Consider the following 24,896-nt stretch of genomic DNA (forward strand, 5'->3'; position numbering starts at 1 on the left):
GTAACGCCTCCGCGCGCGGCGTGGAACGTCCGGCGCGGAGGAGCCGTCACGGCGCCGGATGCAGATCGAAGCCCGTCAGGTTGGCCAGTTCCATGAAGCCGGGGAACGACGTGGCGACGTTGGCGCAATCGCCGATCGTGATCGGTGCCGAGGCGACGAGACCGGCGACGGCGAAACTCATCGCGATGCGGTGATCGCCATGGCTGTCGACGTAACCACCCCCGATCCTGCCGCCGCGGATGATCGCGCCGTCCGGCAACTCGTCGATCAGCACGCCGCACGCCTTCAGCCCGTTGGCCATGGCGGCGATGCGATCGGACTCCTTCACGCGGAGTTCGGCCGCGCCACGGATCGTGGTCATGCCGTCCGCGACGGCCGCCGCGACGAACAGTGCGGGAAACTCGTCGATCATGTCCGGGACGATGTCCAGCGGCAGGGCCACGCCGCGCAGGCGGGCGTGCCGGACCACGAGGTCGCCGATGGTTTCGCCGCCGCTCGTGCGTTCGTTTTCCACCGCGATGTCGGCACCCATGAGTTCGAGCGCCGCCAGGAGACCGGTGCGACGCGGATTGAGTCCCACGCCCTTCAGGCGCAGCAACGAGCCCGGCACGATGCACGCGGCCACGATGAAGAACGCGGCCGAGGAAATGTCCGCGGGCACTTCGACGTCCACCGCGCGCAGCGTGTGGCCGCCTTCCAGGCGCGCGTGGCCGGGAGCGTAGTCGATCGGCCAGCCGAACGCCTTCAGCATGCTCTCGGTGTAATCGCGCGTCGGGTGCGGCTCGATCACCTCCGTCGCACCGTCGGCGTAGAGGCCGGCAAGCAAGAGGGCCGACTTCACCTGCGCGCTGGCCACGGGCGACCGATAGGTGACGCCGTGCAACGGCGCACCACCGTGGATTCGCAGCGGCGGGCGCCCGTCGTGGGTGTCGATCGACGCGCCCATCGTCGCCAGCGGATCCGTCACGCGACGCATCGGCCGGCGCGAAAGCGACTCGTCGCCCACGAGCACCGAATCGAACGCCTGTCCCGCGAGCAGGCCCGCGAGCAGACGCATGCCCGTGCCGGCGTTGCCGCAGTCGAGCGGCTCGGACGTGCCGCGAAGGCCGTGCAGGCCCACGCCATGGACGATGCGCTCACCCGGCGCCGGCGTTTCGAAACGCACCCCGAGCCTGCCGAGAATCGCCGCCGTGGCGCGTGTGTCCTCGCCTTCGAGGAAACCGCGGATATGCGATACGCCCTCGGCGATCGCGCCGAACATCAGCGCGCGGTGCGACACCGACTTGTCACCCGGCACGACGACCTCCCCCAGCAGCTCGGTTCCGGTGGGTTCGCTGATCCAGTCGAGGCGCGTCATGGCAGGTTCTCCAGCAGGCGTTCGAGTTCGGCGCGGCTGCCGACGCTCACGCGCACCGTATGCGGCAGCCGGTATCCGACCATGGGCCGGACGATGACGCCGCGTTCGAACAGGTGTGCCTCGGTGCCCGCGGCATCGCGGCCGAGGTCGACGAGGAGGAAGTTGGTCTGCGACGGCAGCACGCGCAAGCCGCGCGCCGTCAGTTCACCGGCGAGCCAGTCGCGGTCGCGGCGGTTCGTCTCGCGCACGCGGGCGCGGTGTTCGTGATCCGAGAGCGCGGCTTCCGCGGCGGCCAGCGCGACGCCATTGACGTTGAACGACTCGCGGAGCCGCTCGCATACGGCGGCGACGGACGGATGGCTGAGCATGTATCCGATACGCAGGCCGGCCAGCGCGTACGCCTTGGAAAACGTGCGCGTGACGATCAGGTTAGGGAAGCGCGCGAGCAGGTGCAGGCCCGTGCTCAGCCCCTCGGCATCCACGTACTCATGGTACGCCTCGTCGACGACCACGAGAGTGTCGCTGGACACTTTCGTGAGGAAGGCCTCGAGCGCGGCGTCCGTGAACCAGGTGCCGGTCGGGTTGTTCGGATTGGCGAGATAGACGATGCGCGTATCGGCCGTGACCGCCGCCGCGATGGCATCGAGGTCGTGGCCGTACGGTGCCTCCGGATGATCCGCGGGCAAGGCGGGCACCGCGACCGCTGGCGCGCCGGCGGCCGCCGCGGCGATCGGGAAAACGGCGAATCCATACTGCGAGTGCACCACCGGATGAGCGGCGTCGGCGAAACACTGCGCCAGCAGCATCAGCAGTTCATGCGATCCATTGCCGAGCGTGATGCCCGACACCGGGAGGCCCAGTTCCGACGACAGCTTCGCCTTGAGCGACGCGCCGAGCGGATCGGGGTAGCGCCAGATGTCCTCGAGCACGCGCGTCGCCGCGCGCATCGCGAGTTTGCTGGGGCCGAGCGGATTCTCGTTGGAACCGAGTTCGGAAAGCACCGCGCCGAAGCGCAGGCGCAGGGCGGGAAGATCATGACCGGGATCGTAGGCGCGCAGGGCCGACGTCGCCCGGTTGGCGAGCGCGGCCGCGTCGAAGCTGGCGGTCATGGCAGGGCGACGGGGTAGGAACCGAGCACGCGCACGTCGGCGGCGGCGGGTTTCATGGCCTCGAGGGCGTTCTGCAGGGCGGGATCGTCCACGTGGCCCGACACGTCGATGAAGAACGCGTACTGCCACTTGCCCGTGTGGGCCGGACGGGATTCGATGCGGTTCATGCTGATGCCTTCCTTCGCGAGCGGACTCAGCACGTCGTACAGCGCGCCGGGCTTGTCGCGGACCGACACCAGCAGCGAGGTGCGATCGTTGCCCGACGGCGGGAAGATCGAGCGCCCGATGACGAGGAAGCGCGTGGTGTTGTCCGAGCGGTCCTCGATCGGACCGGCGACGGTCTTCAGGCCGTACACGCGACCGGCGGTCTCGCCGGCGATCGCCGCCGACTCGGGCGACAGCCGCGCGGTGCGCGCGGCTTCGGCGTTGCTCGACACCGCGATGCGCTCGGCATGCGGCAGGTTGACGCGCAGCCAGCCCTGGCATTGCTGCAGCGACTGCGGGTGCGAGTACACCCGCTTGACGTCCTTCAGCTCGCCGCTGAGCGAGAGCAGGTTCTGGTGCACGCGCAGCTCGACTTCGCCGCAGATCGTCGCCTTCGACACGAGGAACATGTCCAGCGTCATCTGGATCATGCCCTGCCCGGAGTTCTCCACGGGCACCACGCCGAAATCGGCATTGCCGGCGGCCACTTCCTGGAACACCTCCTCGATGCTTCCCAGGGGCAGGCCGTAGGCGGCATGGCCGAAATGCTTGCGCACGGCCTGCTCGCTGAAGGTGCCTTCAGGACCGAGGAAGCCGATCTTCAGCGGCTGCTGCTGCGACAGGCACGAGGACATGATCTCGCGGAACAGCCGGACGAGCTCGCCATCGGGCAGCGGGCCGTCGTTACGATCGATGACGCCGCGAAGCACCTGGGCTTCCCGTTCGGGTCGGTAATACTCCACCGCCGCCTTCAGCGGGCCCTTGGCCCGGCCGACCTGCTGCGCCCACCGGGCGCGCTCGCTGATGAGCGATTGCAGTTGCTGATCGATGCTGTCGATGCGCGTGCGCGCCTCGGCCAGCGTGGCTTGCTTATCGGCGGGGGTCTTGCTCATGGCTTCCAACGGCTGAAAAGTGGTTGCAGATGAAACGGTTACCGCCGCCACCATCATGTTGCGGTGCGGCGACCTCCGACTTTAACCGTGCCGCGCCGCAAAGTCCCGCATGAATTTCACGAGTTCGTCCACGGCGGGTTCCGACACCGCGTTGTAGAGCGACGCGCGCATGCCACCGATGGCCTTGTGGCCCTTCAGACCGATGAAGCCGGCGGCTTCCGATTCCTGCAGGAACACCGCATCGAGCGCCGTGTCGTGCAGCACGAACGAGACGTTCATGCGCGAACGCGCGCTCCGCTGCACATCGTTTCGATAGAAACCGTCCGAGCCGTCGATCGCGGCATACACCGTCGCCGACTTCCGCGCATTGCGTTCGCCCATCACCGCGAGCCCGCCCTGCCCTTCGATCCATTCGAACGTGAGCCCCGCCAGATACCAGCCCCACGTGTTCGGCGTGTTGAGCATGGAATCGTTCTTCGCCTGCTCCGCGTAGCGCAGGATCTTCGCGATCGGCTGCGGCGCGCGCTCGAGGAGGTCGTCGCGCACGATCATCACCACCAGACCCGACGGCCCGATGTTCTTCTGCGCGCCGGCGTAGATGAGACCGAAGCGCGAGACGTCCAGCGGCGCGCCGAGGATGTTCGACGACATGTCCGCGACGAGCGGCACGTCGCCCACATCGGGAACGTCGTGGAATTCGAGGCCGCGGATCGTCTCGTTGGGCGTGTAGTGCAGGTACGACGCGGACGGATCGAGTCTCCACGAGTCGCGCGGCGGCAGGCTGCGGAAATCGTCGGCCTCCGAGGTGGCCGCCACGTTGGCGTTCACGTGGTACGCGGCCTCGCTCACCGCCTTCCGGCTGAACACGCCGGTGACGATGTAGTCGGCGCTGCCGTCACGCGGCGCGAGGTTCATCGGGATCTGCGCGAAGTGCTGCGTCGCGCCACCCTGCAGGAACAGCACGCGATAGTTCGCGGGGATGCCCATCAGGCGGCGCAGGCGCTCTTCGGTCGCCGCGGCGAGTTCCATGAAACGCTTTCCCCGATGGGAAAGCTCCATCACCGAGGCGCCCGACCCGTTCCAGTCGAGCAGGTCGGCCTGTGCCCTGAGCAACACCGCTTCCGGCAAGGCCGCCGGTCCCGCGCTGAAATTCCACGCTCTGTTCACGCCCGCCTCCACGCCGAAAGATGCCCATTATGCGCGTCCTTGACCACGCACGCGCCAGGGTGCACAACAGGCCCATCCAGGGGCGCGCAAGGAGCGCGTGCCATCTGGCAACCGAGCCATGGAGTGGCCAGCATGAATAGTCACGAACCTTCCCAGTCGCCCTACGCGGCCCGTGCCGATCTGATCCGGGCGGTCGAGTCCCTGGGGTATACATCCGTCTTCGACATCGTGCGGCAACCGCGGGAGACCTTCGTCGCGATCATGCGGCACGACGAGGCGGACGCGATCTACGACGCCGCCGAGCGACGCGCCGCCTACGTGGCGCGCGTGCACAACGCCATGCTCCGCCGCGAGGAACCGGCCGTCCGCGGCATCGCGAAGCTCGGCGCCGGCAACGGTCCCGAGAGGATCACGCCACTGGGGCTGAGCGAAGGCACCGACTACGACCACTGGTTCGCGCGCAACGGTGTCTATGCCGACGACGCATCGATCGCGTCCCTGTTCTCGCCGGGAAGTTATCTCGTCGAGCTTTACCACGTCGCCCACCTCCTGCATGGCGAGAGTCACGCCCTGAACCTCGCCAGGCGACGGCCGGACATTCCGAAGCTCGCGCTGACGCAGGAGAATCTCGACACCGAGGTCCGCACGCTGGATCTGGTCAACGAGGTCCTGCTCGAAAGAACGGGCGGCACGAGCTCCCTGGCGACCGGGCCCTTCCCGTTCCCGCTGCCCTATGACCATGACGCCGCCACGCTCGACAAGAGCATGCCGGTGCTGGCGAAACCGTCGTGGGACTTCGTGAGGCGCCTGAAGACGACGGTCGCGGACTGGAAGCTGAGGTTCGAAACCGATTCGACTGCACAACTAGACTTCGACACGCGGTTCCCTGCCGAGTTGGCAAGGTCGCTCCTCGGCCTGTGCCCCGTCACCTACGCGAGGATGATCACGCCGGACACCGCACCGGGTGGTCCGGTCTGGTGGGCCGGCAAGGACCCGACCACCCTTTCGCTTTCCGAGCTGCTTCAGATCACCGGCCTCTCGCTGGCGGAACTGAACGACCTCATCGGGACGGAAGGTCTCTATGTCTGGACCCATATTGACGGGAGGCCCGAGAGTGTCACTTCCAGGCCTCGTTACCACGGCTCACGCTTCCTCAATTTCGCCGGTGCCAACGACATGCCTTCGGTCGCGATCAAGTTCGGCGAGGATGACACGGCTGCCGGATTGGCATACACCACTCCCGCGCGGTTCGAGCGCATGCAGCGCATGATCCGCCTGCACGCGGCGACAGGTGGCACATTCGAGGCCCTCGACTACATCGCTACCGCCGACCGCGGCGAGCCCACCCTCGCGCAGGGCCTCAAGCACCTGGCACATATGAAGGTGTTGCGCGACGAGTATGCGCTCGATCCCTGGGCCTACGCCGGCATTGTGTGCGCGGTCCCCAACATCGCGCGTCGCGGACACGCCTCGCAGATCGAGCAGCGCTTCGGTCGCAACGTAGCAGCACACGTGGGGGCAAGGTCGGAAATCGACTTCGCGAGCGCACTGGGCGACGTCGACGAGCGCTCGCGCGCCGTACGTGCGAGCCTGTGCGCCGGGCTGGGCGTCGACGACTCGATGCTCGTGCGCCTCGTGAGCGTCTACTGCACCAAAAACGGTGTCACGGACAAGACCAGGGTCCCCGCGAGCGATGCCCTTGTATCGGCCGCGTTCCGCATCTGCGAGATCGCCCGCGTCTCGACGTTCACGCTCGACGATCTGTTCCGGCTGTGGTCTGTCATGTCGCCGGAGCATGACATCCCCGGCATCTTGTCGATGGACGTCAATGCCGACCACTTCGCCGCCGTGTCGCTCGCCGCCGCCATCGTGCTCGACGCGACGATTTCCCTGTCGCGCTGGGCGCGGGAACGCGCACTCGCCCCCGAGGTGCTGATGACCATGCTGTCGACGTCGTACCGGGATACGACCACGCCGCTGATCGACACGTTCGTCGCGAGCGTGAAGGAGAGTACCGTGGCGCCGTCGTCCCTGCGCGGCCTCGATGTATCGGCGGATGAGGCGATTCGCGGCCAGTTGTCGCGGCACGTCGGTACCGCTTTCGGTCTCACGGCGACGGTGTCGGCTGCCATGCTGCGCTGGATCGACCGCGTCCTGCCCCGTCTGGGAGAGCCCCTGACGACCTATTCCATGGTGACGTTCTGGAACGACATCCACGGAAACAAGAGCGCCGCCCACCCGACTGCGATGATCGCCTACTGCCAGGTCCTCGCGCGGTTCTCGCTCGCCTGCCAGTTCGCAGGCCTGACCGAGCGCGACATCGCGCTGATCGTGGCGCCCGAGGGAGACGTTTCACCGCTCACCGGCGGTGCCCCGCCCGTGCTCGACCTCGATGGCATCTACTGGCTCGGCGAATACGCCGCGTGGCGCGACTCGCTCGGCGATTCCACGCCCGACGCGCTGGACTGGCTGCACCGGGCGGCCATGAAGCCGGACCTACGGGAAGGCGGGCTCGCCGCGTTCCATGGATGGAACGAGACCACGATGGGCGAGATGGCGGCGCTGCTCGGCCTCGAGACGCCCCCTCCGCATACGTTCCCCGACATACACCAGTTATGGCGCTGGATGACCACGGCCCTCGATCGCGGCCTGTCGCCTAGGGACCTGCACGACCTGGCCAGCCTGTCGCGCAGCGATGACGTGATGGCCCAGGAGACCACCGCGTGCCGCGCGCGAGCGGCCGCGTTCGCCTCCGCGGCCGCGCATGCGACGACGGGCCGCGGGGGGCGCAACGAAGCGCTGGACGGCGCCATCGCCGAAGCCCTCCGCACGGCGTGCGTCGGCTACACCATTCAACACCTCGGCGACCAGGGCGGCCTGCCCGCGGATATCGCGAAGAAGATCGTCACCGCCGACGACCTCTACGAATACCTGCTGGTCGACACGAAGATCAGCGCGGTGCTGACGACATCCCGTATCGCCGAAGCCATCGCCAGCGTGCAGCTGTACATCCACCGTTGTCGCGACGGTCTGGAACCCGGCGTCGACGCCACCGCGTTGGCGAACCATGCGAAGGCCGATGGCTTCTTCGCTCGCTGGGATGCCTACCATCGACGCTATGCGACGTGGGCGGGCCTGCAGCGCCTCATACGTTATCCGGCCAGCTATATCGAGCCGTCGTTGCGTTACCAGAAGACGGCGCAATTCGAGGCCTTCGAAGAGGCGCTATCCCAAGGGCGCCTGACCGGCGCGACGGCAGACGCCGCATTCCGGGCCTTCGTGGCCGACACATGCCGCATGCTCGACCTGACCTGGCTGGACGGGTATCAGATCGACAACTTCGGCAGGCAGGCATGGTTTCTGGCCCGGGACAACGGCGCGACGCCTCGCTACTACTGGCGACAGGCTTCGCCCGTCACCGAAGAGCAGAGCCACTGGTCGGGATGGACGCCGATCGACGCACCCATCAGACCCATGATGAGACGGCCTTCGATCGTTTACTTCGCGGGGAAACTGCGCGTCGCATGGATCGAATGGAAGGAAACGCGGCTGCACGCCGTCCTCGAGGGCGCGATCTGGACATCCGCGAGCACCTCCGGCCCCACCCAGGCCGAAGCGCACGTACCGCCGCCCCCGCACTCCTCCAGTAGTCCGCACGCCGCTGAGGAGAAAGGTGAAACGGCTCAGGCGGCCTATTTCATGCTTGCGTCCCGCAATGACGACGACACATGGGCCATCAACGCCTACCCGCTAGAAGACTCTCCGCTGGAGAAGGCGCGCCTGCTTAACGTGCGGACGCTCGAGCATTTCTGGGTCACCACCTACAAATTTCACGACGAGGAGTATCTCTTCGTAAAAGTCTCTGACTATGACTATGACGACTTTACGCTTCGCGACTTCCAAATCAATGAGCGACTCGTGGCGATCGCGGACGAGGTCATCTTCAATGCCGAATCGGCGCCCGGCTACTCCGCTCGGACGCTCCGACGGCCGTGTTCGGCAAGTTTGCATGGAAAGGGGGCGAGCACCAGCGCGAGTATCCGAATAGAAGCCGATACCGGAAACATCTACAGCGTCTATGTAACCGCTAATAAGGATCTCTATGCCCTGCGGTTGTACGACGGCGATGGCACCGAACTGGTGTTCCGCAACCTGAAGTCGGGCTTTACTTACACCAAGGAGACACGTACCAGGCCGACCTGGTGGCGCGCCTTCGAAATCGATGAAACGGCCTACTTATCCGGCCCGGTGGTGACATCACTTACGGCATTCGGCAAGGACGTCCTCATGGGCGCGCTCGCAGGTGAATGGGCCCACCTCAAGACGACCTATCTGGATTCCAGTGCCCTCGCCACCTTCGCGACATCCCGGCTATTGAGCCGCCTCAACGACGACGTGAGCCGACTCCTGGACTACGAAACGCAGACGATCGATTACGAGCCCGTGGAGCACGGCACCAAGATGAGGCTGGTCGGAGCCGTCGGGCTCTACCTCTCGGAGATCTTCCTGCATGCGCCGTTTCTCATCGCATCGCGCTTCCTCGACGAGCGGCGTTTCGACGAGGCCGAAGTCTGGCTGCGCTACCTCTTCCGGCCCGACGGCTTTCACGACAGCGCCGGCCATCTGCGAAAAAACCCCGCCGGCACTCCACTGTACTGGGGCTACCGCCCGCTGCAGCACGATACCGGATGGGACACGGCTCCCCCCGACACCGACGACCCCGATGTCGCCGCCCGCGCCGAACCAGTGAATTACAAGCTTGCAATTTTCCTCCGCTGGATCCGCCTGCTGGTCGAACGCGGCGACGTGGCCTTCCGCGAGCAGACGCGCGACAGTCTCGTCGAAGCCCGGCGGTGGTACGTGCAGGCCGCGCAGATGCTCGGGCCGCGGCCCCTTACACATACCCTCCCCGCCAACCGGTGGCCCGATCCCACCGTCGCCGTGGCCGAGAAGGCCATCAACACGTCGCTTGACGACCTGGACCGCCTCCTGCCGGATCCGGTGGCGCGCGACGATGCGCCCCGGATGGACCATGTCCGGCTCGCCGACGGCCTGTTCCTCGCGCCCATGGATAGCGCCACGCTGCATTGGTGGGACGTCGTCGAGCAGCGGCTCTACAACCTGCGGCACGGGCTTTCCATCGACGGCCTGCCGATGCTGTTGCCGCTTTACGAAACGCCTGTCGACCCACGCGAACTGCAGATGCGGCGCGTCGCCGCCGACAGTGGTAGTCCGCTCCCGGGTGCCGGCACGCAGACGACACCGTCGCATCGCTTTCCGGTCCTTCTCGATCGCGCACGGGCCGCCGTGCAGAACCTCATGCCATTCGGCAGCGGATTGCAGGGCGCGCTGGAACGTCGCGACGGCGACGCGCTCACCGTGTTGCAACAGACCCATCACACATCCCTCTTCGAGCTCACCCGGACGATCCACGAGCGCAACATCGAGTCGATCGAGCGCTCGCTGGAGGCACTGACCGTCAGCAAGCGCGCATCAAAGGAGCGCGCCGCCCATTTCACTCGCCAGATCGCCACCTATATGCTTCCGGAAGAGATCACGGGCATGGCGCTGCGAACGGCCGGCGGTGTCGCCGCCGTCGCGTCGGGTGCGGGCATGGTAGTGGCCGGCGCGCTCGACGCGGTCCCTAACACGTACATAGCGGGCATGGCGTTCGGCGTGGGCGGCTCGCGCTGGTCGGGCATTGCGATGGGCGTCGCCAACGCACTGGCCATGGCCGGACAGGCGCTCGAGAGTTCGGCGACGAACATGGAGATGGCGGCGACGTACCGGCGACGCGCCATCGACTGGCAACGCGAGGTCGCGGAAGCGGAAGCATCGCATGCCTCGCTCGAGAAGCAGGAGCTCGCCCAACGCGCCAGTCTGGCCGCCGCGCGGGCGCAGCTGTCGTTGATGGACAAGGAGCAAGGCCATGCGCAGGCCGTGCTGGATCTCCTCGGGAGTCGTTTCAGCGCTCGCGCGCTCTACGACTGGCAGGCGAGCCGTCTGAGCACGCTGTACTACCAGCTCTACGACGCCTGCCTCGGCCTCTGCGCGCAGGCGCAGCAGGCCTACGCCTTCGAAACGGGCGACAAGGACATCATCATCAAGCCCGGCGCATGGGACGACCGCTACCAGGGACTGCTTGCCGGCGAGCACCTCTGGCTCAGCCTGCAACGGCTGGAACAGGCGTGGCTGGAACACGACGCGAGGTGCATGGAAATCGAACGCACCGTGTCGTTGCAGGCGCTTGCGCCCGATGCACGGCTTTCCGAACTGATTGCCCTCGCGAAAATGAACGGCTCGTCGGGCGGAGAGAACCTCGAGCTCTCCTACGAAGACGAGATACTCCGCATCAAGGCGCCCCTGCCTGGCATGAAGCTGGTCGACGACTACCCGGACAACATGGGCGTCGGTAGCGAACGACGCATCAAATCGATCGCGGTGACGCTGCCGGCCCTGCTGGGGCCGTACGAGGACGTGCGCGCGGTATTGAGCTACACCGGAGAATATGCGTCGACGCTGCCGGCAGGCTGTTCCGCGGTGGCCGTGTCGCGCGGCCTGGCCGACAGCGGGCAATTCGTCCTCGACTTCAACGACGGACGCTACCTGCCGTTCGAAGGCATCCCTGTCAACGGTAAAGGGACATTCGCGCTGAGCTTTCCGGACACGGCACAGCGGCCGCAGACAACGCTGCTCGACAGCATCACCGACATCATCCTGCACATCCGTTACACCGCGCGTCAGGGGGCGGGCGCGTGATGGTTCAGAAGTGCACGAACAACACGGCGGCGATGCCGAGCGCCAGCAGCGCCGCGGTGAGAATGAGCCACCAGACCTCGCCGCCTCGTGACGGCTCGACCGGGGCGGTCGCCGTGTCCGCCTCAGGCTCCGCGACGACCGGGACGGGTTCCGCCGTCCAGCCGGGCCCATCGACGATGAACCGGTGCGCGGCGATGCCGATCTGGTCGCCGGGCTGCACGGACGTGCGCACGACCTTGACGCCGTTGACGCGCACGGCATGGCGGGCCGGAACGCGCGACGCGTCGAGCACGAGTTCGTCGCCGTCCCAGGACAGGGTGAGCAGCGCGGGATCGTTGCCCGGCAGTTCGAGCGGCAGCGCGCCGTGCGTCGAGCCCAGTTCGAGGCGGTCGCCCACCGCGACCACGCGGCCCGAGAGCGGACCCGCGACGGGGCGCAACGCCACCGTGCAGCGCGACTCGGTGGGCGCGAGCGTTTCGCGTGCGTCGAGGTCGGCATCGTCGCGCAGAAGCATGCGGCAGTCGCCGAGCGAGAGGCTGTCGCCCGGCCGGAGCAGCGCGCGCTCGCGCACGGGGCGCGCATTGACGTACACGCGGCCGGCATCCGGCGACACGGAAAGCACGAGGCCGCGACGGTCCCGCTGGATGGTGACGTGGCGCGCGGCGACCTGGGGCTCGGACACCACGAGGTCGTTGTCGTCCCCGCGGCCGATCGTGAGCACGGGTCGTGACCAGTGGAAATCACCGCGAGCCGAGCTGACGAATTCGATGCGCATGGAGGAACCGGGACGTTGACGACACGACTTTAGCAGAGTGCGGTATCTGTTTGAACGCAAAGGTGTACGCATCATGCACGTCCGCCGCTGCTAGACTCCCGCCTTTTCCAGCCGCGAGGAGTCCACGATGGCGAAGATCGATATCCGCCGCCCGCATGGCAAGACGGTCGCCGAGGCCCGTGCCGTCGTCGACGCCGTGGCGAGCCGCATGAACGAGAAGCTCGGTACCGAAGGCGGCTGGCAGGGCGACACCTACCTCTTCGCGCGTTCGGGCGTGAAGGGCGCGATCGCCGTCTCGGCGGCCGACGTCCACGTCACCGCCGAGCTGGGCATGCTGCTGACGCCGATGAAGGGCATGATCGAGAACGAGATCCGCCAGAAGCTCGACGAGAAGTTCGCCTGAGCCACCGCCCCGCCCGGCCTCGCCGGGTGGCCTGATCCCAGCCCCTGTGCCATAATAGGGGACTTATGCGGCCACTCCGGCCGTTCATCCGACCCGGAACACATGGCAAAAGACGACGTCATCGAAATGGAAGGCACGGTCCAGGAGACCCTGCCCAACACCATGTTCCGCGTGCAGCTCGAGAACGGGCACGTCATCACCGCCCATATCTCCGGTCGCATGCGCAAGCATTACATCCGCATCCTCACGGGCGACAAGGTGAAGGTCGAAATGACCCCTTACGACCTCACGAAGGGGCGCATCACCTATCGCATGAAGTAAGGCGCGTTTCGCGCCGGCTTCGCCGGAACACGAAAAAAGCCGCGGCATTGCCGCGGCTTTTTTCGTTGCAGTTGCAGGAGCGGACCTGGCCGCGACCGCTTTTCGCGCCAGTCCGGAATCTGGCGCGCCAGCTCCGGGGCTCCGCGAGAAGCTGTCGCGGCCAGGTCCGCTCCTACAACCTTACGCCTCCGCCGTCGCCGGCTCCGCCGACTCCGTCTCGACGTGCAGCTCGTCGCCATCGACCGACAGGGTCACCTTGCCGCCTTCGGCCAGCTTGCCGAAAAGCAGCTCGTCGGCCAGCGCGCGCTTCACCTTGTCCTGGATCACGCGAGCCATCGGGCGGGCACCCATCTGCGGGTCGAAGCCGTGCTCGGCCAGCCAGCGGCGGGCCTCCGGCGTGACATCCACCGCCACCTTCTTCTCGGCCAGCTGGGCTTCCAGCTCGATCAGGAACTTGTCGACCACGCGCAGGATGTGGTCGAAGTCCAGAGCGTTGAACTGCACGATGGCGTCCAGACGGTTGCGGAACTCCGGTGTGAACAGGCGGCGGATCGTCTCCATCGCGTCCAGCGTGTGGTTCTGCTTGACGAAGCCGATGCCGCGACGCGACGCCAGCTGCGCACCCGCGTTCGTGGTCATCACGATGATCACGTTCTTGAAGTTCGCCTCACGGCCGTTCGTGTCCGTCAGCACGCCCCGATCCATGACCTGGAGCAGGATGTTGTAGACGTCCGGATGGGCCTTCTCGATCTCGTCGAGCAGCAGCACGCAGTGCGGATGCTTGGTGATCTGCTCGGTCAGCAGGCCACCCTGGTCGAAACCGACGTACCCCGGAGGGGCGCCGACCAGGCGCGACACCGAATGCGCCTCCATGTACTCGGACATGTCGAAGCGGACCATCTCGATGCCCAGCTGCATCGCGAGCTGACGGGTGACCTCCGTCTTGCCGACGCCCGTGGGGCCGGCGAGCAGGAAGCTGCCGATCGGCTTCGACGGATCGCCGAGACCCGAGCGGGCCATCTTGATCGACGACGCGAGCGCTTCGATCGCACCGTCCTGGCCGAACACGACCATCTTGAGGTTGCGCTCGAGGTTGCGCAGGACGTCGCGATCCGAGGCCGAAACCTGCTTGGCCGGAATGCGCGCCATCTTGGCGACGATGTACTCGATCTCGGGCACGTCGACCTTGCCGGTACGCTCGTCTTCCGGCAGCAGGCGCTGGCGGGCACCGGCCTCGTCGATCACGTCGATGGCCTTGTCCGGGAGCAGGCGGTCGGGGATGTGCTTGACCGACAGGTCGACCGCGGCACGCAGGGCCTCACCCGTGTATTCCACGGAGTGATGCTCTTCGAAACGCGTCTTCAGACCCTTCAGGATCTCGATCGAATCGGCCACGGTGGGCTCGACCACGTCGATCTTCTGGAAGCGACGGGCCAGGGCGCGGTCCTTCTCGAAGACGCCGCGGAACTCCTGGAACGTCGTCGAGCCGATGCAGCGCAGCTCGCCCGAGGCCAGCATGGGCTTGATCAGGTTCGAGGCATCCATCGTGCCGCCCGACGCCGAACCCGCACCGATGATGGTGTGGATCTCGTCGATGAACAGGATGGCGTTCGGCTGCTTCTTCAGCTGGCCGATGACCGCCTTCAGACGCTTCTCGAAGTCGCCGCGATACTTCGTGCCGGCGACCAGCGCGCCGAGATCGAGCGACCAGATCGTGCAGTCTTCCAGCACTTCCGGCACCTGCCCTTCCACGATGCGCTTGGCCAGGCCCTCGGCCAGGGCGGTCTTGCCCACGCCGGCCTCGCCCACGTAGAGCGGGTTGTTCTTGCGGCGGCGGCAGAGCACCTGGATGGTGCGCTCCACTTCGTCCTGGCGGCCGATGAGGGGATCGATCTTGCCCTGGATGGCGAGCTCGTTCAGGTTCGAGGCGTATTCGCTCAGGGGGTTGCCCTTGCCCTCGCCACCTTCCTCGCCGTCACGCTCGGCATTCGGGGCCGCGGCCGCCGATTCGTCGCCGATCTTGGCGATGCCATGCGAGATGTAGTTGACGACGTCGAGGCGCGTGATCTCCTGCTGGTGCAGGAAATACACGGCGTGGGAATCCTTCTCGCCGAAGATCGCCACGAGGACGTTGGCGCCCGTGACTTCCTTACGGCCCGAGGACTGGACGTGGTACACGGCGCGCTGGAGCACGCGCTGGAAGCCCAGCGTGGGCTGCGTGTCGCGCTCGTCACCGGCCGGCAGCACCGGCACGGTTTCGGCGATGATCCGCTGCAGATCGGCCGCGAGGCGCGGCAGATCGACGCCGCATGCCCGCAGGGCGGACAGGGCGGAGGTGTTCTCCGTGAGGGCGAGCAGCAGATGCTCCACGGTCATGAATTCGTGGCGCTGCTCGCGGGCCTGCTTGTAGCAGTGTCCAATGGTGACTTCGAGATCCTTGCTGAACATAACGGACCGTCTCCGATAGCTGTGGGCGGCGGGGACCAGCCCCTGTCGATGCCGCATGAACTCCAGATGGGGTATCGGCTACATCTTTTCCATAGTGCACAAAAGCGGGTGCTGATGAGACCGGGAGTACTCGTTGACCTGAGTCACCTTCGTTTCTGCCACCTCCCGGGTGAATACGCCGCAGACGCCCTTGCCACGGGTGTGGACATGGAGCATCACCTGGACCGCCCGTTCCTGATCCATGCCGAAGAAACTGCGCAATACCTCGATCACGAAATCCATGGGCGTGAAGTCGTCGTTCAGCAGGACGACCTGGAACAGCGGGGGCCGTGCGGTTTCGGGACGGGTCGTCTCGACGGCAAGGCCGTGTCCGCGCTCGCTTTCCTGATCGTGTTCGTGTTCTTGGGACATTAATTCGGAACCTTCGGTACGCGATTCGTTTATACACCGGAAATCGACCGTCCTTCCGGGTCGATTTCCACAGGTGATGGCACAATATGCCTTTTTCCAGAGCCACCTACGCCATAAAGCCGATGTCCCAGCCTGCCTCCGCCAACGAATCCGTGTGGTGCCCCCGGGCCACCGTCGCCTGCGTCATCGCACGCGGCGATCGCTTCCTCATCGTGGAGGAGGACATCGGCGGGCGCATCGCGTACAACCAGCCGGCCGGCCACCTCGATCCGGGCGAAACGCTGCAGGCCGCCGCCGTGCGCGAGACGCTCGAGGAAACCGGCCACCATGTCGCGCTCGACGCCTTTCTCGGGGTATGGCAGTGGATGAGTCCCGAGCACGGCGAACAGGTGCTGCGCTTCGCCTTCGCGGGCCACGTGCTGTCGCACGATGTCGACCGCCCGCTCGACACGGGCATCCAGCGTGCCCTGTGGCTGCGCCGTGACGAGATCGAGGCGCTGGGCGATCGCCTGCGCACGCCGCTGGTGCTGTCGGCCATCGACGCCTGGCTCGACGGCCGCCGCCTACCGCTCGACGTCGTGTCGAGCCTGCTCCCGGGGGCCGGCGCGTGAAGGTGATCCTCGGCGTTTCCGGTGGCGTGGACTCCTCGGTCGCGGCCCTCCTGCTCCAGCAGGCGGGACACGAGGTCGAAGGCATGTTCATGCAGAACTGGGAAGAAGACGACCGCTCGGGCCCCTGCACCGCCGACGAGGATCGCAAGGACGCCGTCGCCGTCTGCGGCCGGCTCGGCATCCCCTTCCATGCGCGGAACTTCGCCGGGGAATACTGGGACGGCGTGTTCGCGTATTTTCTTGCGGAGTACGCCGCAGGCCGCACGCCGAATCCCGACGTGCTGTGCAATCGCGAGATCAAGTTCAAGACGTTCCTCGACCACGCGCAGGCGCTCGGCGCGGAGAAGATCGCGACGGGTCACTACGCGCGCGTCGATTTCCGCGACGGTCGTTACCGCCTGCTGCGCGCGGTCGACGCGGCGAAGGACCAGAGCTACTTCCTCCACGCGCTCGGACAGAAGCAGCTCGCGGCGACGTTGTTCCCGGTCGGCGAGATCGAAAAGCCGCGCGTGCGCGAGATGGCCCGCGACGCCGCCCTGCCCACCCACGCGAAGAAGGATTCGACGGGCATCTGCTTCATCGGCGAGCGCGATTTCCGCGCCTTCCTGTCGCAGTACCTCCCCGCGAAGCCCGGCGCGATGGTGGATCCCGATGGCCGCGTCATCGGCGAACACCAGGGCGTGATGTATTACACGCTGGGCCAGCGCAACGGGCTGGGCATCGGCGGCCGGGCCGACGCGCCGAACGAGCCGTGGTACGTCGTCGGCAAGGACGTCGCCGGCAACACGCTGATCGTGGCGCAGGGCGGCGAGAACCGCTGGCTTCAATCGACGCGCCTGCACGCCACCGACGCCACCTGGGTCGCCGGGGAACCGCCGGCGCTGTCGTTCCGCTGCACGGCGAAGACGCGCTACCGCCAGGCCGACCAGGCATGCACGGTCGAGGTTCGCGGCGACACGCTGGACGTCGTCTTCGACGAACCGCAGCGCGCCGTCACGCCTGGCCAGTCCGTGGTGCTCTACGACGGCGAGGCCTGCCTCGGCGGCGCGGTGATCGCCGCCACCGACGCGCCCTATGGCGGGCTCGTCGCATGAACCACCCCACCCCCTTCCTCCCAGGCTTTCCGCATGAATGAAGAACGCGTCCTCGCCCTCGCCGGCGTCTTCCAGGGCGCCGCGCTGGCGCAGCAGCTGGCCAGCGAGGGCCGCTGCGACGAAGCGCAGTACGAGGCGAGCCTCGCCAGCGTGTTCCGGATCGACGCGGATTCCGTCGCCGCGGTGTACGGCGGGGTCTCGGGCGTGCGGCGCGGCCTGCGCACGCTGGTCGACCAGTTCGAGGACCAGACCCGCGACGTCGCGGTGATGCGCATGGCGATCACCGTGCTGCGGCTGGAGCGTTCGCTCTCGCGGAACCGCGCCCTGCTCGATCGCCTGCGGGAGGGCATCGTCGCCACCCAGCGGCAGGTCGAGCATTTCGGCCTTGGCCACCCCAACGTGTCGGCACGGCTCGCGGAACTCTATTCGTCCACGCTCTCGACGCTGAAACCGCGCGTGATGGTCACCGGCACGCCCGCCCATCTCCAGCAGAAGACGAACGTCGATCGCGTGCGCGCCGCGCTGCTCGCCTCCGTGCGCTCCGCGGTGCTCTGGCACCAGATCGGCGGCCGTCAATGGCAGTTGCTGATCTCGCGCCGGCAGTGCGCGATGCTGGCCCGGGGGCTTCTCACGGGATCGACCCTCGACGACGGCGGCTGAAAAGCCGATCCGTAGGAGCGCGCCCTGCGCGCGACATGTGTTGGAGCCGTGAGCGACAGGGCCTCTGGCTCCTGACGCCCCTACGAGGGGGCGGCGTCCAGCCCCGGAATCGCCTCGGCCAGCGCGCGCAGCAGGTCGCCGAACCGCGCGAGGTCCTCGCGCCAGGGCGTGGCGCTGCGCCAGAACAGCGCGATGTGCCGCCCGGGCCGCGCGCCCTCCACCGCCGCGAGGACCACGTTCGGAATGGAACCGAGGCGGTCGTGCGCCAGGATAGGCACGAGGGTATAGCCGCCGCGCAGCGCCACCAGCGTGGCCAGGCTCTCCAGGCTCAGGTCCTGGATGCGCTCGGGCCGCGCCGAGCCGGTCATGCCCAGGTCGGACATGCCGTTGCCGTGGCTTTCGGTCATCAGCGTGGCGTCGGCGGCGTCCAGGTCCGCCAGCGCCATCGACGGCCGGTGCGCCAGTGGATGCCCCCGGTGCAACAGCAACTCGTAGGGCTCGAAGAACAGCGCGGTCTCGTCCAGCCCCGTCACCGACGCGGTGGGCGGCGCCAGCACCGCGTCCAGCTCGCCCTCCTGCAGCCGGCGCAGCAGGCCGCGCGGCTTGCCTTCGGAAATGGTCAACCGCGCCCCGGGAAACCGCTGCGGGAACGGTTCGATGAAATGCGGCAGGAGGTACGGGCCCAGCGTGGAGGGCACGCCGAGCCGCAGCTCGCCGCCGAAGGCGACATCGCCCGCGCGGGCGGCGTGCTCGAGGTGCTCGGCCGAGGCCAGCACCTCTTCTATATAGCCAAGCAGGCGCTGCCCGCTGGCGGTCGGCACCACGCGGCGGCCGCCGCGCTCGAACAGGGGCACTCCAAGGGCCTGCTCCACCTTCTGCACCTGGTGGGACAGCCCCGAGGGACTGATGTACATGGCGCGCGCGGCGCTGTTGAAGCTGCCTTCACGCGCCACCGCCTGCACCAGCGCCAGGTCGCGCAGCGAGACCGACGACAGGGCCATCGAAATCATCGAACGCTGCATGCCATCAAATACGTTTGCGCCCATGGACCGCCGCCCTCATCCTTTTGCCGCCCCGATTCCAGCGCGGCCAGCCCGTCGAACCGGCATTCTAGCCGGGACCCGTCTCACGACGGTCGCACGGCGGCGCCGGACTGCGCGATAATCGACGCCTTTGGACGGCCCGCCTCCGGTCCGTCCGGCCTCCCCAGCAAAGAACGTCACGCCAGGAGTACAGCATGAAAGACTCGTTCTCGGTACGAGACAGCATCGAAGTCAACGGCAAGCGCCACAGCATCGCCAGCCTGGCCAAGTTCGGCGAGAAGTTCGACATCAAGCGCCTGCCCTTCTCGATGAAGATCCTCCTCGAGAACCTGCTCCGCCAGGAAGACGGCGTGAACGTCACCTCGAAGGAAATCGAGGCCGTCGCGCAGTGGGACGCCAAGGCCGAGCCGGATACCGAAATCTCCTTCATGCCCGCCCGCGTGGTCCTCCAGGACTTCACCGGCGTGCCCTGCGTGGTCGACCTCGCGGCGATGCGCGACGCCGTCGCGAAGCTCGGCGGCGACCCGAACCGCATCAACCCGCTCGCCCCCGCCGAACTGGTCATCGACCACTCGGTGCAGGTCGACGCCTTCGGTTCCGAGTCGGCCCTCGAGAAGAACGTCGAGATCGAGTTCGAGCGCAACCAGGAGCGCTACTCGTTCCTGCGCTGGGGCCAGAAGGCCTTCAACAACTTCAAGGTCGTGCCGCCGCGCACGGGCATCGTCCACCAGGTGAACCTCGAGAACCTGGCGCGCGTCGTGTTCGTCAACGATCAGAACGGCGAGTCGTTCGCGTACCCGGACAGCGTCTTCGGCACCGATTCGCACACGACGATGATCAACGGCATCGGCGTGCTGGGCTGGGGCGTGGGCGGCATCGAGGCCGAGGCCGCGATGCTCGGCCAGCCGTCGTCCATGCTGATCCCGCAGGTCGTCGGCTTCCGCCTCACCGGCAAGCTGTCGGAAGGCGTGACCGCCACCGACCTCGTGCTCACCGTCACCCAGATGCTGCGCAAGCTCGGCGTCGTCGGCAAGTTCGTGGAGTTCTTCGGCAACGGCCTGCAGAACCTGCCGCTCGCCGACCGCGCCACGATCGCCAACATGGCCCCGGAATACGGCGCCACCTGCGGCATCTTCCCGATCGACCAGGAAGCCGTTAACTACCTGCGCCTGTCGGGCCGCGACGAAGCGCAGATCGCGCTGGTCGAGACCTATGCCAAGGCCCAGGGCCTGTGGCACGACGCGAACTCGCCGGAGCCGGAATTCACCACCGTGCTCGAACTCGACCTCGCCGACGTCAAGCCGTCGCTCGCGGGTCCGAAGCGTCCGCAGGACCGCGTCCTGCTCGAAGGCGTGCAGCAGAGCTTCCTCGACGTCGTCGGCCCGCTCACGGCCAACCGCAAGACGAAGAACGGCGACACCTCGCGCTTCAGCAACGAAGGCGGCGGCACGGCCATCGGCAACGAAGCGAACGCCATCACCGAGGAAGGCGTGCTCGTCGAGAAGGACGGCAAGAGCTTCCGCATCAACGACGGCTCGGTGGTCATCGCCGCCATCACCTCGTGCACCAACACCTCCAACCCGGCCGTGATGCTCGCCGCTGGCCTGGTCGCGAAGAAGGCCGCGGCGCGTGGCCTGACGTCCAAGCCGTGGGTCAAGCCCTCGCTCGGCCCGGGCTCGCTGGTCGTCACCGAATACCTCAAGAAGACCGGCCTCCTCGAGGAACTCGAGAAGGTCAACTTCTACGTCGTCGGCTACGGCTGCACCACCTGCATCGGCAACTCCGGTCCGCTGCCGGCGGAGATCAGCAAGGGCATCGCCGAGGGCGACCTCGCCGTGGCGTCCGTGCTCTCCGGCAACCGCAACTTCGAAGGCCGCGTGCATCCGGAAGTGAAGATGAACTACCTGGCCTCGCCGCCGCTGGTGGTCGCCTACGCGCTGGCCGGCACGCTGAACATCGACCTGACCAAGGACGCGATCGGCATGGGCAGCGACGGCCAGCCGGTCTACCTGAAGGACATCTGGCCGAGCAATCAGGAAATCTCCGACCTCATCGCCGGTGCGATCAGCCCGGAGATGTTCAAGAGCGCCTACGCCGACGTCTTCAAGGGCGACAGCCGCTGGAACCAGATCGCCTCGCCGGACGGCCAGACGTACGCGTGGGACGATTCCACCTACATCAAGAACCCGCCCTACTTCGACGGCATGTCCGCCGAGGCCGGCACGATCGAAGACATCCACGGCGCGCGCGCCATGGGCATCTTCGGCGACTCGATCACCACCGACCACATCTCGCCGGCCGGCTCGATCAAGAAGGACAGCCCGGCGGGCCGCTTCCTGATCTCCAAGGGCGTGGAGCCGAAGGACTTCAACTCCTACGGTTCGCGTCGCGGCAACGACGACGTCATGGTCCGTGGCACGTTCGCCAACATCCGCATCAAGAACCTGATGCTGGACGGCGTCGAGGGTGGCTACACGAAGTACATCCCGACGGGCGAGCAGATGGCGATCTACGACGCCGCCATGAAGTACAAGGCCGACGGTACGCCGCTGGTCGTGCTGGCCGGCAAGGAGTACGGCACCGGGTCGTCGCGCGACTGGGCGGCCAAGGGCACGCTTCTCCTGGGCGTCAAGGCGGTCATCGCCGAGAGCTTCGAGCGCATCCACCGTTCCAACCTGGTCGGCATGGGCGTGCTGCCCTGCCAGTTCCTCGACGGCGAGAACGCGCAGACGCTCGGCCTGAAGGGTGACGAGGTGTTCGACATCACCGGCCTGGAAGGCGGCGAGTCGAAGCGCGCGACGGTGAAGGCCACGCGTCCGGACGGCACCAGCAAGGAGTTCACCGTGAAGGTGCTGCTGCTGACCCCGAAGGAGCGCGAGTTCTTCCGCCACGGCGGCATCCTGCAGTACGTGCTGCGCCAGCTGGCGAAGGCGGCCTGATAGCCGACCGACGAAACGCCCCGGGAAACCGGGGCGTTTTTTTTCGTCCGGGCGCAAGGGGAATTACAGCGCGCGCTTCCACGTCGCGGTGAAGCATCGCCAGTCGCCGCCCTCCCTGCGCCAGCCCGTCTCGACGACGTACGCCCCGGCGTTCTCGGGCAACACGCCCGCTCCCGCCGTCAGCGTCACCGTGAACGTGGCGGTCATCCGCTCGCCGCGACGGTCCACGTCGACGGGGCCCATGAGCACGTGCACCTTCTGGCCGCGCAGCGCGAACACCCGCACGAGGTTCGCGAGCGAACGCCGGTCGAGCTGCCCCGCATTCCCGTCGAAATCCTCGGTGAGCGCAGCGACCGTGTCGCCCGCCTTGCCCGCTTCCGCGGCCTCCGCCGTCGCGGCGATGGCCTCGCGGACGCGTGTCTCGTCCGGCGCATGGCGGCATCCGCCCAGCCCCACGAGCGCGAGCGACATCGCCACCGCCGCCACCTTCCACATACCGTATTTGCCCATGTTTTTTCCCGTTGCAATGCGGCTTGCCGCTATACGCGGGCGTATGCTCCAATGCCGCGATCGTACGACGGCGAGCGCCGTGCGAATGTCACTTTCTGGAGTCCGTCCGATTCATGAGCATTGAGCGTCCGTGGCTTGACCATTACCCGGCCGGCATTCCCGCCGATATCGACGTCAACGCGTACCGCTCCGTGGCGGCCGTCTTCGAAGAGTCCTTTGAGAAATTTCGCGACCGCCCCGCGTTCTCGAACTTCGGCAAGGTCCTCACGTACGGTGAGGTCGACGAGCTTTCCCGCGCCTTCGCCGGCTACCTCTCCGGCGAGCTGGGCCTGAAGAAAGGCGACCGCCTGGCGATCATGCTGCCCAACCTGCTGCAGTATCCGATCGCGCTGTTCGGCGCGCTTCGCCTCGGCCTGACCGTAGTGAACACGAATCCGCTGTACACGACGCGCGAACTGCATCACCAACTGGAAGACTCGGGCGCGAAAGCGCTGCTGGTCCTCGACAACTTCGCCGCCACGGCGGAGAAGGCGCTCGACGGCACCAAGGTGCAGAACGTCATCACGACGGCCGTCGGCGACATGGTCGGCTTCCCGAAGGGCAACATCATCAACTTCGTGGTGAAGACCGTCCGCAAGGAAGTCCCGCCGTTCCGCCTGCCGAAGGCCGTCCGCTTCCGCGACGCCCTCTCGCGCGGCAAGGCGCACGCGCTGCCGTCGGTGCAGATCGACCACGACGACCTCGCGTTCCTGCAGTACACGGGCGGCACCACCGGCGTGGCCAAGGGCGCCATGCTCACGCATCGCAACATGGTCGCGAACATGCTGCAGACGCGCCCATGGGTCGCGGGCCATGCCACGCCGGGCGCGGAAACCGTGATCACGGCGCTGCCGCTGTACCACATCTTCTCGCTGACGGTGAACTGCCTGATCTTCACGAGCCTCGGCGGACTCAACCACCTGATCACGAACCCGCGCGACATGAAGGGCTTCGTCAAGGAGCTTCGCGCCACGAAGTTCACCGCGATCACGGGCGTCAACACGCTGTTCAACGGCCTGCTCAACACGCCGGGCTTCGATCAGGTCGACTTCTCGCACCTGCACCTGTCGATGGCGGGCGGCATGGCGCTCCAGCGTGCGGTCGCCGAGCGCTGGAAGAAGGTCACGGGCAAACCGATCATCGAAGGTTACGGCCTGACGGAAACCTCTCCGGTCGCCTTCGCGAACCGCGTCGACATCACCGACTACACGGGGTCCATCGGCTTCCCGATTCCCGGCACCGATGCGCAGATCCGTGGCGACGACGGCGCGGTACTGCCGATCGGCGAGGTGGGCGAACTGTGCATCCGCGGTCCGCAGGTGATGAAGGGCTACTGGAGCCAGCCGGACGAAACCGCGAAGGTGCTCGACGCCGACGGCTGGCTGCGCACCGGCGACATCGCGCGCATGGATCCGACCGGCCAGGCGTTCATCGTCGATCGCAAGAAGGACATGATCCTCGTGTCAGGTTTCAACGTGTACCCGAACGAGATCGAGGACATCGTCATGCGCCACCCGGGCGTGGCGGAAGTGGCGGCCGTCGGCGTCGACGACGAGCACTCGGGCGAGGTCGTGAAGCTGTTCGTGGTCCGCAAGGATCCGTCGCTCACGGTGGAGGCGCTCAAGGAGTACTGCCGCGAGAACCTCACCGGCTACAAGCGTCCGAAGCAGATCGAGTTCCGCGACGCGCTGCCGAAGACCAACGTCGGCAAGATCCTGCGCCGCGAACTCCGCGACGAAGAGCGGAAAAAAGCGAAGGCCTGACGGGAGCTACCCACCCTCGGGTGGGAGCGCCGCTATTCGTCGTGCCACGCCTCGAGCGTGTCGGCATAGCCGCCGAGCAGCTCCCAGAGCGAAGCCTGCTTGTCCTCGGGAATGAGCGTGTAGGCCATGCCGATCTGCCGCGCGGAGACGCGGGCGACCGACGCCTCGAGGTGGATGTGCAGGTCGTGGCCGAAGATCATGTCGAGGATCCAGGTCTGCCCCGGTTCGCCGCGCCAGCCGAGCGGACGGCGCAGCAGCGCGCCGGTCGCCGAGATGTCGACCAGGTCCGTCGGATGCGCCTCGCCGCCACGGCTCATCAGCACCGCCGTCTGTACCCGCATGCGGGCATGGCGATAGCGCGTATTCGCGTCGTCCTTGTCACTCGACATC

18 protein-coding genes are annotated in these 24,896 nt (G+C 66.9%); 8 read left to right on the forward strand and 10 right to left on the reverse strand.

What is annotated here, in order from left to right; translation table 11 throughout:
* Positions 1–46: 46 nt before the first annotated feature.
* The 4 genes from aroA to serC form a co-directional block, all read right to left on the reverse strand.
* Positions 47–1,357, reverse strand: coding sequence for a 3-phosphoshikimate 1-carboxyvinyltransferase (gene aroA / locus BMY69_RS10690; RefSeq protein ID WP_090177856.1), 1,311 nt, complete (start codon positions 1,355–1,357; stop codon positions 47–49).
* A complete protein-coding gene (gene hisC, locus BMY69_RS10695) occupies positions 1,354–2,466 on the reverse strand; it encodes a histidinol-phosphate transaminase (protein WP_090177859.1) in 1,113 nt (370 codons plus the stop codon). Before hisC ends, aroA begins: the two co-directional genes overlap by 4 nt.
* Positions 2,463–3,563, reverse strand: coding sequence for a prephenate dehydratase (gene pheA, locus BMY69_RS10700; RefSeq protein WP_090054463.1), 1,101 nt, complete (start codon positions 3,561–3,563; stop codon positions 2,463–2,465). The genes hisC and pheA overlap by 4 nt, the downstream gene beginning before the upstream one ends.
* A gap of 81 nt (positions 3,564–3,644) precedes the next feature.
* Entirely contained in the window at positions 3,645–4,730 is a 1,086-nt protein-coding gene (serC, locus tag BMY69_RS10705; protein WP_090178446.1) for a 3-phosphoserine/phosphohydroxythreonine transaminase, read from the reverse strand.
* Between the two features lie 39 nt (positions 4,731–4,769).
* Between serC and BMY69_RS10710 the strand changes: the two genes are divergently transcribed.
* On the forward strand, positions 4,770–11,489 hold the full coding sequence (locus tag BMY69_RS10710; protein WP_143070455.1) for a Tc toxin subunit A-related protein: 6,720 nt from the start codon (positions 4,770–4,772) through the stop codon (positions 11,487–11,489).
* A gap of 4 nt (positions 11,490–11,493) precedes the next feature.
* Here BMY69_RS10710 and BMY69_RS10715 read toward each other — a convergent pair whose 3' ends face one another.
* Positions 11,494–12,264, reverse strand: a complete 771-nt coding sequence (locus BMY69_RS10715; RefSeq protein ID WP_090177865.1) for an FHA domain-containing protein — start codon at positions 12,262–12,264, stop codon at positions 11,494–11,496.
* Between the two features lie 127 nt (positions 12,265–12,391).
* Between BMY69_RS10715 and BMY69_RS10720 the strand changes: the two genes are divergently transcribed.
* Together BMY69_RS10720 and infA are read left to right on the forward strand one after the other, a co-directional pair.
* Positions 12,392–12,667, forward strand: coding sequence for a polyhydroxyalkanoic acid system family protein (locus BMY69_RS10720; RefSeq protein WP_090177867.1), 276 nt, complete (start codon positions 12,392–12,394; stop codon positions 12,665–12,667).
* A 102-nt stretch (positions 12,668–12,769) separates the two neighbouring features.
* Positions 12,770–12,988: a translation initiation factor IF-1 gene (infA, locus tag BMY69_RS10725; protein ID WP_019466733.1), complete on the forward strand. Its 219-nt coding sequence runs from the start codon at positions 12,770–12,772 to the stop codon at positions 12,986–12,988.
* Between the two features lie 180 nt (positions 12,989–13,168).
* Here the strand turns inward: infA and clpA are convergent, their stop codons facing one another.
* Entirely contained in the window at positions 13,169–15,436 is a 2,268-nt protein-coding gene (clpA, locus tag BMY69_RS10730; RefSeq protein ID WP_090054473.1) for an ATP-dependent Clp protease ATP-binding subunit ClpA, read from the reverse strand.
* Between the two features lie 78 nt (positions 15,437–15,514).
* Positions 15,515–15,847 carry an ATP-dependent Clp protease adapter ClpS gene (gene clpS, locus BMY69_RS10735; protein WP_090054475.1) on the reverse strand — a complete coding sequence of 111 codons (333 nt, stop codon included), beginning with the start codon at positions 15,845–15,847 and terminating at the stop codon, positions 15,515–15,517.
* A 122-nt stretch (positions 15,848–15,969) separates the two neighbouring features.
* On the opposite strand from clpS, the gene BMY69_RS10740 reads away from it, so the two are divergent.
* Genes BMY69_RS10740 through hflD form a run of 3 tightly spaced genes read left to right on the forward strand, consistent with a single transcriptional unit; the run spans position 15,970 to position 18,212 of the window.
* Positions 15,970–16,458 (forward strand): NUDIX hydrolase, encoded by a 489-nt coding sequence (locus BMY69_RS10740; protein ID WP_090177870.1) that lies wholly within the window; start codon positions 15,970–15,972, stop codon positions 16,456–16,458.
* Positions 16,455–17,552 carry a tRNA 2-thiouridine(34) synthase MnmA gene (gene mnmA / locus BMY69_RS10745; protein WP_090177872.1) on the forward strand — a complete coding sequence of 366 codons (1,098 nt, stop codon included), beginning with the start codon at positions 16,455–16,457 and terminating at the stop codon, positions 17,550–17,552. Before BMY69_RS10740 ends, mnmA begins: the two co-directional genes overlap by 4 nt.
* Positions 17,553–17,585: 33 nt before the next feature.
* Positions 17,586–18,212, forward strand: coding sequence for a high frequency lysogenization protein HflD (hflD, locus tag BMY69_RS10750; protein ID WP_090054480.1), 627 nt, complete (start codon positions 17,586–17,588; stop codon positions 18,210–18,212).
* A gap of 80 nt (positions 18,213–18,292) precedes the next feature.
* Here the strand turns inward: hflD and BMY69_RS10755 are convergent, their stop codons facing one another.
* Positions 18,293–19,234, reverse strand: coding sequence for a LysR family transcriptional regulator (locus BMY69_RS10755; RefSeq protein ID WP_090177875.1), 942 nt, complete (start codon positions 19,232–19,234; stop codon positions 18,293–18,295).
* 215 nt (positions 19,235–19,449) lie between these two features.
* Here BMY69_RS10755 and acnA point away from each other — a divergent pair, with 215 nt between their 5' ends.
* On the forward strand, positions 19,450–22,194 hold the full coding sequence (acnA, locus tag BMY69_RS10760; RefSeq protein WP_090177877.1) for an aconitate hydratase AcnA: 2,745 nt from the start codon (positions 19,450–19,452) through the stop codon (positions 22,192–22,194).
* A gap of 63 nt (positions 22,195–22,257) precedes the next feature.
* On the opposite strand, the gene BMY69_RS10765 is transcribed toward acnA, so the two are convergent.
* Positions 22,258–22,704: a hypothetical protein gene (locus BMY69_RS10765; RefSeq protein WP_255364524.1), complete on the reverse strand. Its 447-nt coding sequence runs from the start codon at positions 22,702–22,704 to the stop codon at positions 22,258–22,260.
* Positions 22,705–22,817: 113 nt separating this feature from the next.
* Here BMY69_RS10765 and BMY69_RS10770 point away from each other — a divergent pair, with 113 nt between their 5' ends.
* Complete coding sequence (locus BMY69_RS10770) at positions 22,818–24,506, forward strand: AMP-binding protein (RefSeq protein WP_090177879.1); 1,689 nt, start codon at positions 22,818–22,820, stop codon at positions 24,504–24,506.
* 32 nt (positions 24,507–24,538) lie between these two features.
* Here the strand turns inward: BMY69_RS10770 and BMY69_RS10775 are convergent, their stop codons facing one another.
* The gene (locus tag BMY69_RS10775) at positions 24,539–24,895 is read right to left on the reverse strand and encodes a PilZ domain-containing protein (RefSeq protein ID WP_090055818.1); all 357 of its coding nucleotides are present in this window, start codon (positions 24,893–24,895) and stop codon (positions 24,539–24,541) included.
* Between the last annotated feature and the right edge of the window lies 1 nt (position 24,896).

Source organism: Luteibacter sp. UNC138MFCol5.1 (assembly GCF_900110505.1).
Taxonomy (GTDB): domain Bacteria; phylum Pseudomonadota; class Gammaproteobacteria; order Xanthomonadales; family Rhodanobacteraceae; genus Luteibacter.

Coding starts and splice junctions, on each gene's coding strand:
- aroA (WP_090177856.1), bottom strand. CDS start 1,357: ATGACGCGCCTCGACTGGATCAGCGAACCCACCGGAACCGAGCTGCTG.
- hisC (WP_090177859.1), bottom strand. CDS start 2,466: ATGACCGCCAGCTTCGACGCGGCCGCGCTCGCCAACCGGGCGACGTCG.
- pheA (WP_090054463.1), bottom strand. CDS start 3,563: ATGAGCAAGACCCCCGCCGATAAGCAAGCCACGCTGGCCGAGGCGCGC.
- BMY69_RS10715 (WP_090177865.1), bottom strand. CDS start 12,264: ATGCGCATCGAATTCGTCAGCTCGGCTCGCGGTGATTTCCACTGGTCA.
- BMY69_RS10720 (WP_090177867.1), top strand. CDS start 12,392: ATGGCGAAGATCGATATCCGCCGCCCGCATGGCAAGACGGTCGCCGAG.
- infA (WP_019466733.1), top strand. CDS start 12,770: ATGGCAAAAGACGACGTCATCGAAATGGAAGGCACGGTCCAGGAGACC.
- clpA (WP_090054473.1), bottom strand. CDS start 15,436: ATGTTCAGCAAGGATCTCGAAGTCACCATTGGACACTGCTACAAGCAG.
- clpS (WP_090054475.1), bottom strand. CDS start 15,847: ATGTCCCAAGAACACGAACACGATCAGGAAAGCGAGCGCGGACACGGC.
- BMY69_RS10740 (WP_090177870.1), top strand. CDS start 15,970: ATGTCCCAGCCTGCCTCCGCCAACGAATCCGTGTGGTGCCCCCGGGCC.
- hflD (WP_090054480.1), top strand. CDS start 17,586: ATGAATGAAGAACGCGTCCTCGCCCTCGCCGGCGTCTTCCAGGGCGCC.
- BMY69_RS10755 (WP_090177875.1), bottom strand. CDS start 19,234: ATGCAGCGTTCGATGATTTCGATGGCCCTGTCGTCGGTCTCGCTGCGC.
- acnA (WP_090177877.1), top strand. CDS start 19,450: ATGAAAGACTCGTTCTCGGTACGAGACAGCATCGAAGTCAACGGCAAG.
- BMY69_RS10765 (WP_255364524.1), bottom strand. CDS start 22,704: ATGGGCAAATACGGTATGTGGAAGGTGGCGGCGGTGGCGATGTCGCTC.
- BMY69_RS10770 (WP_090177879.1), top strand. CDS start 22,818: ATGAGCATTGAGCGTCCGTGGCTTGACCATTACCCGGCCGGCATTCCC.
- BMY69_RS10775 (WP_090055818.1), bottom strand. CDS start 24,895: ATGTCGAGTGACAAGGACGACGCGAATACGCGCTATCGCCATGCCCGC.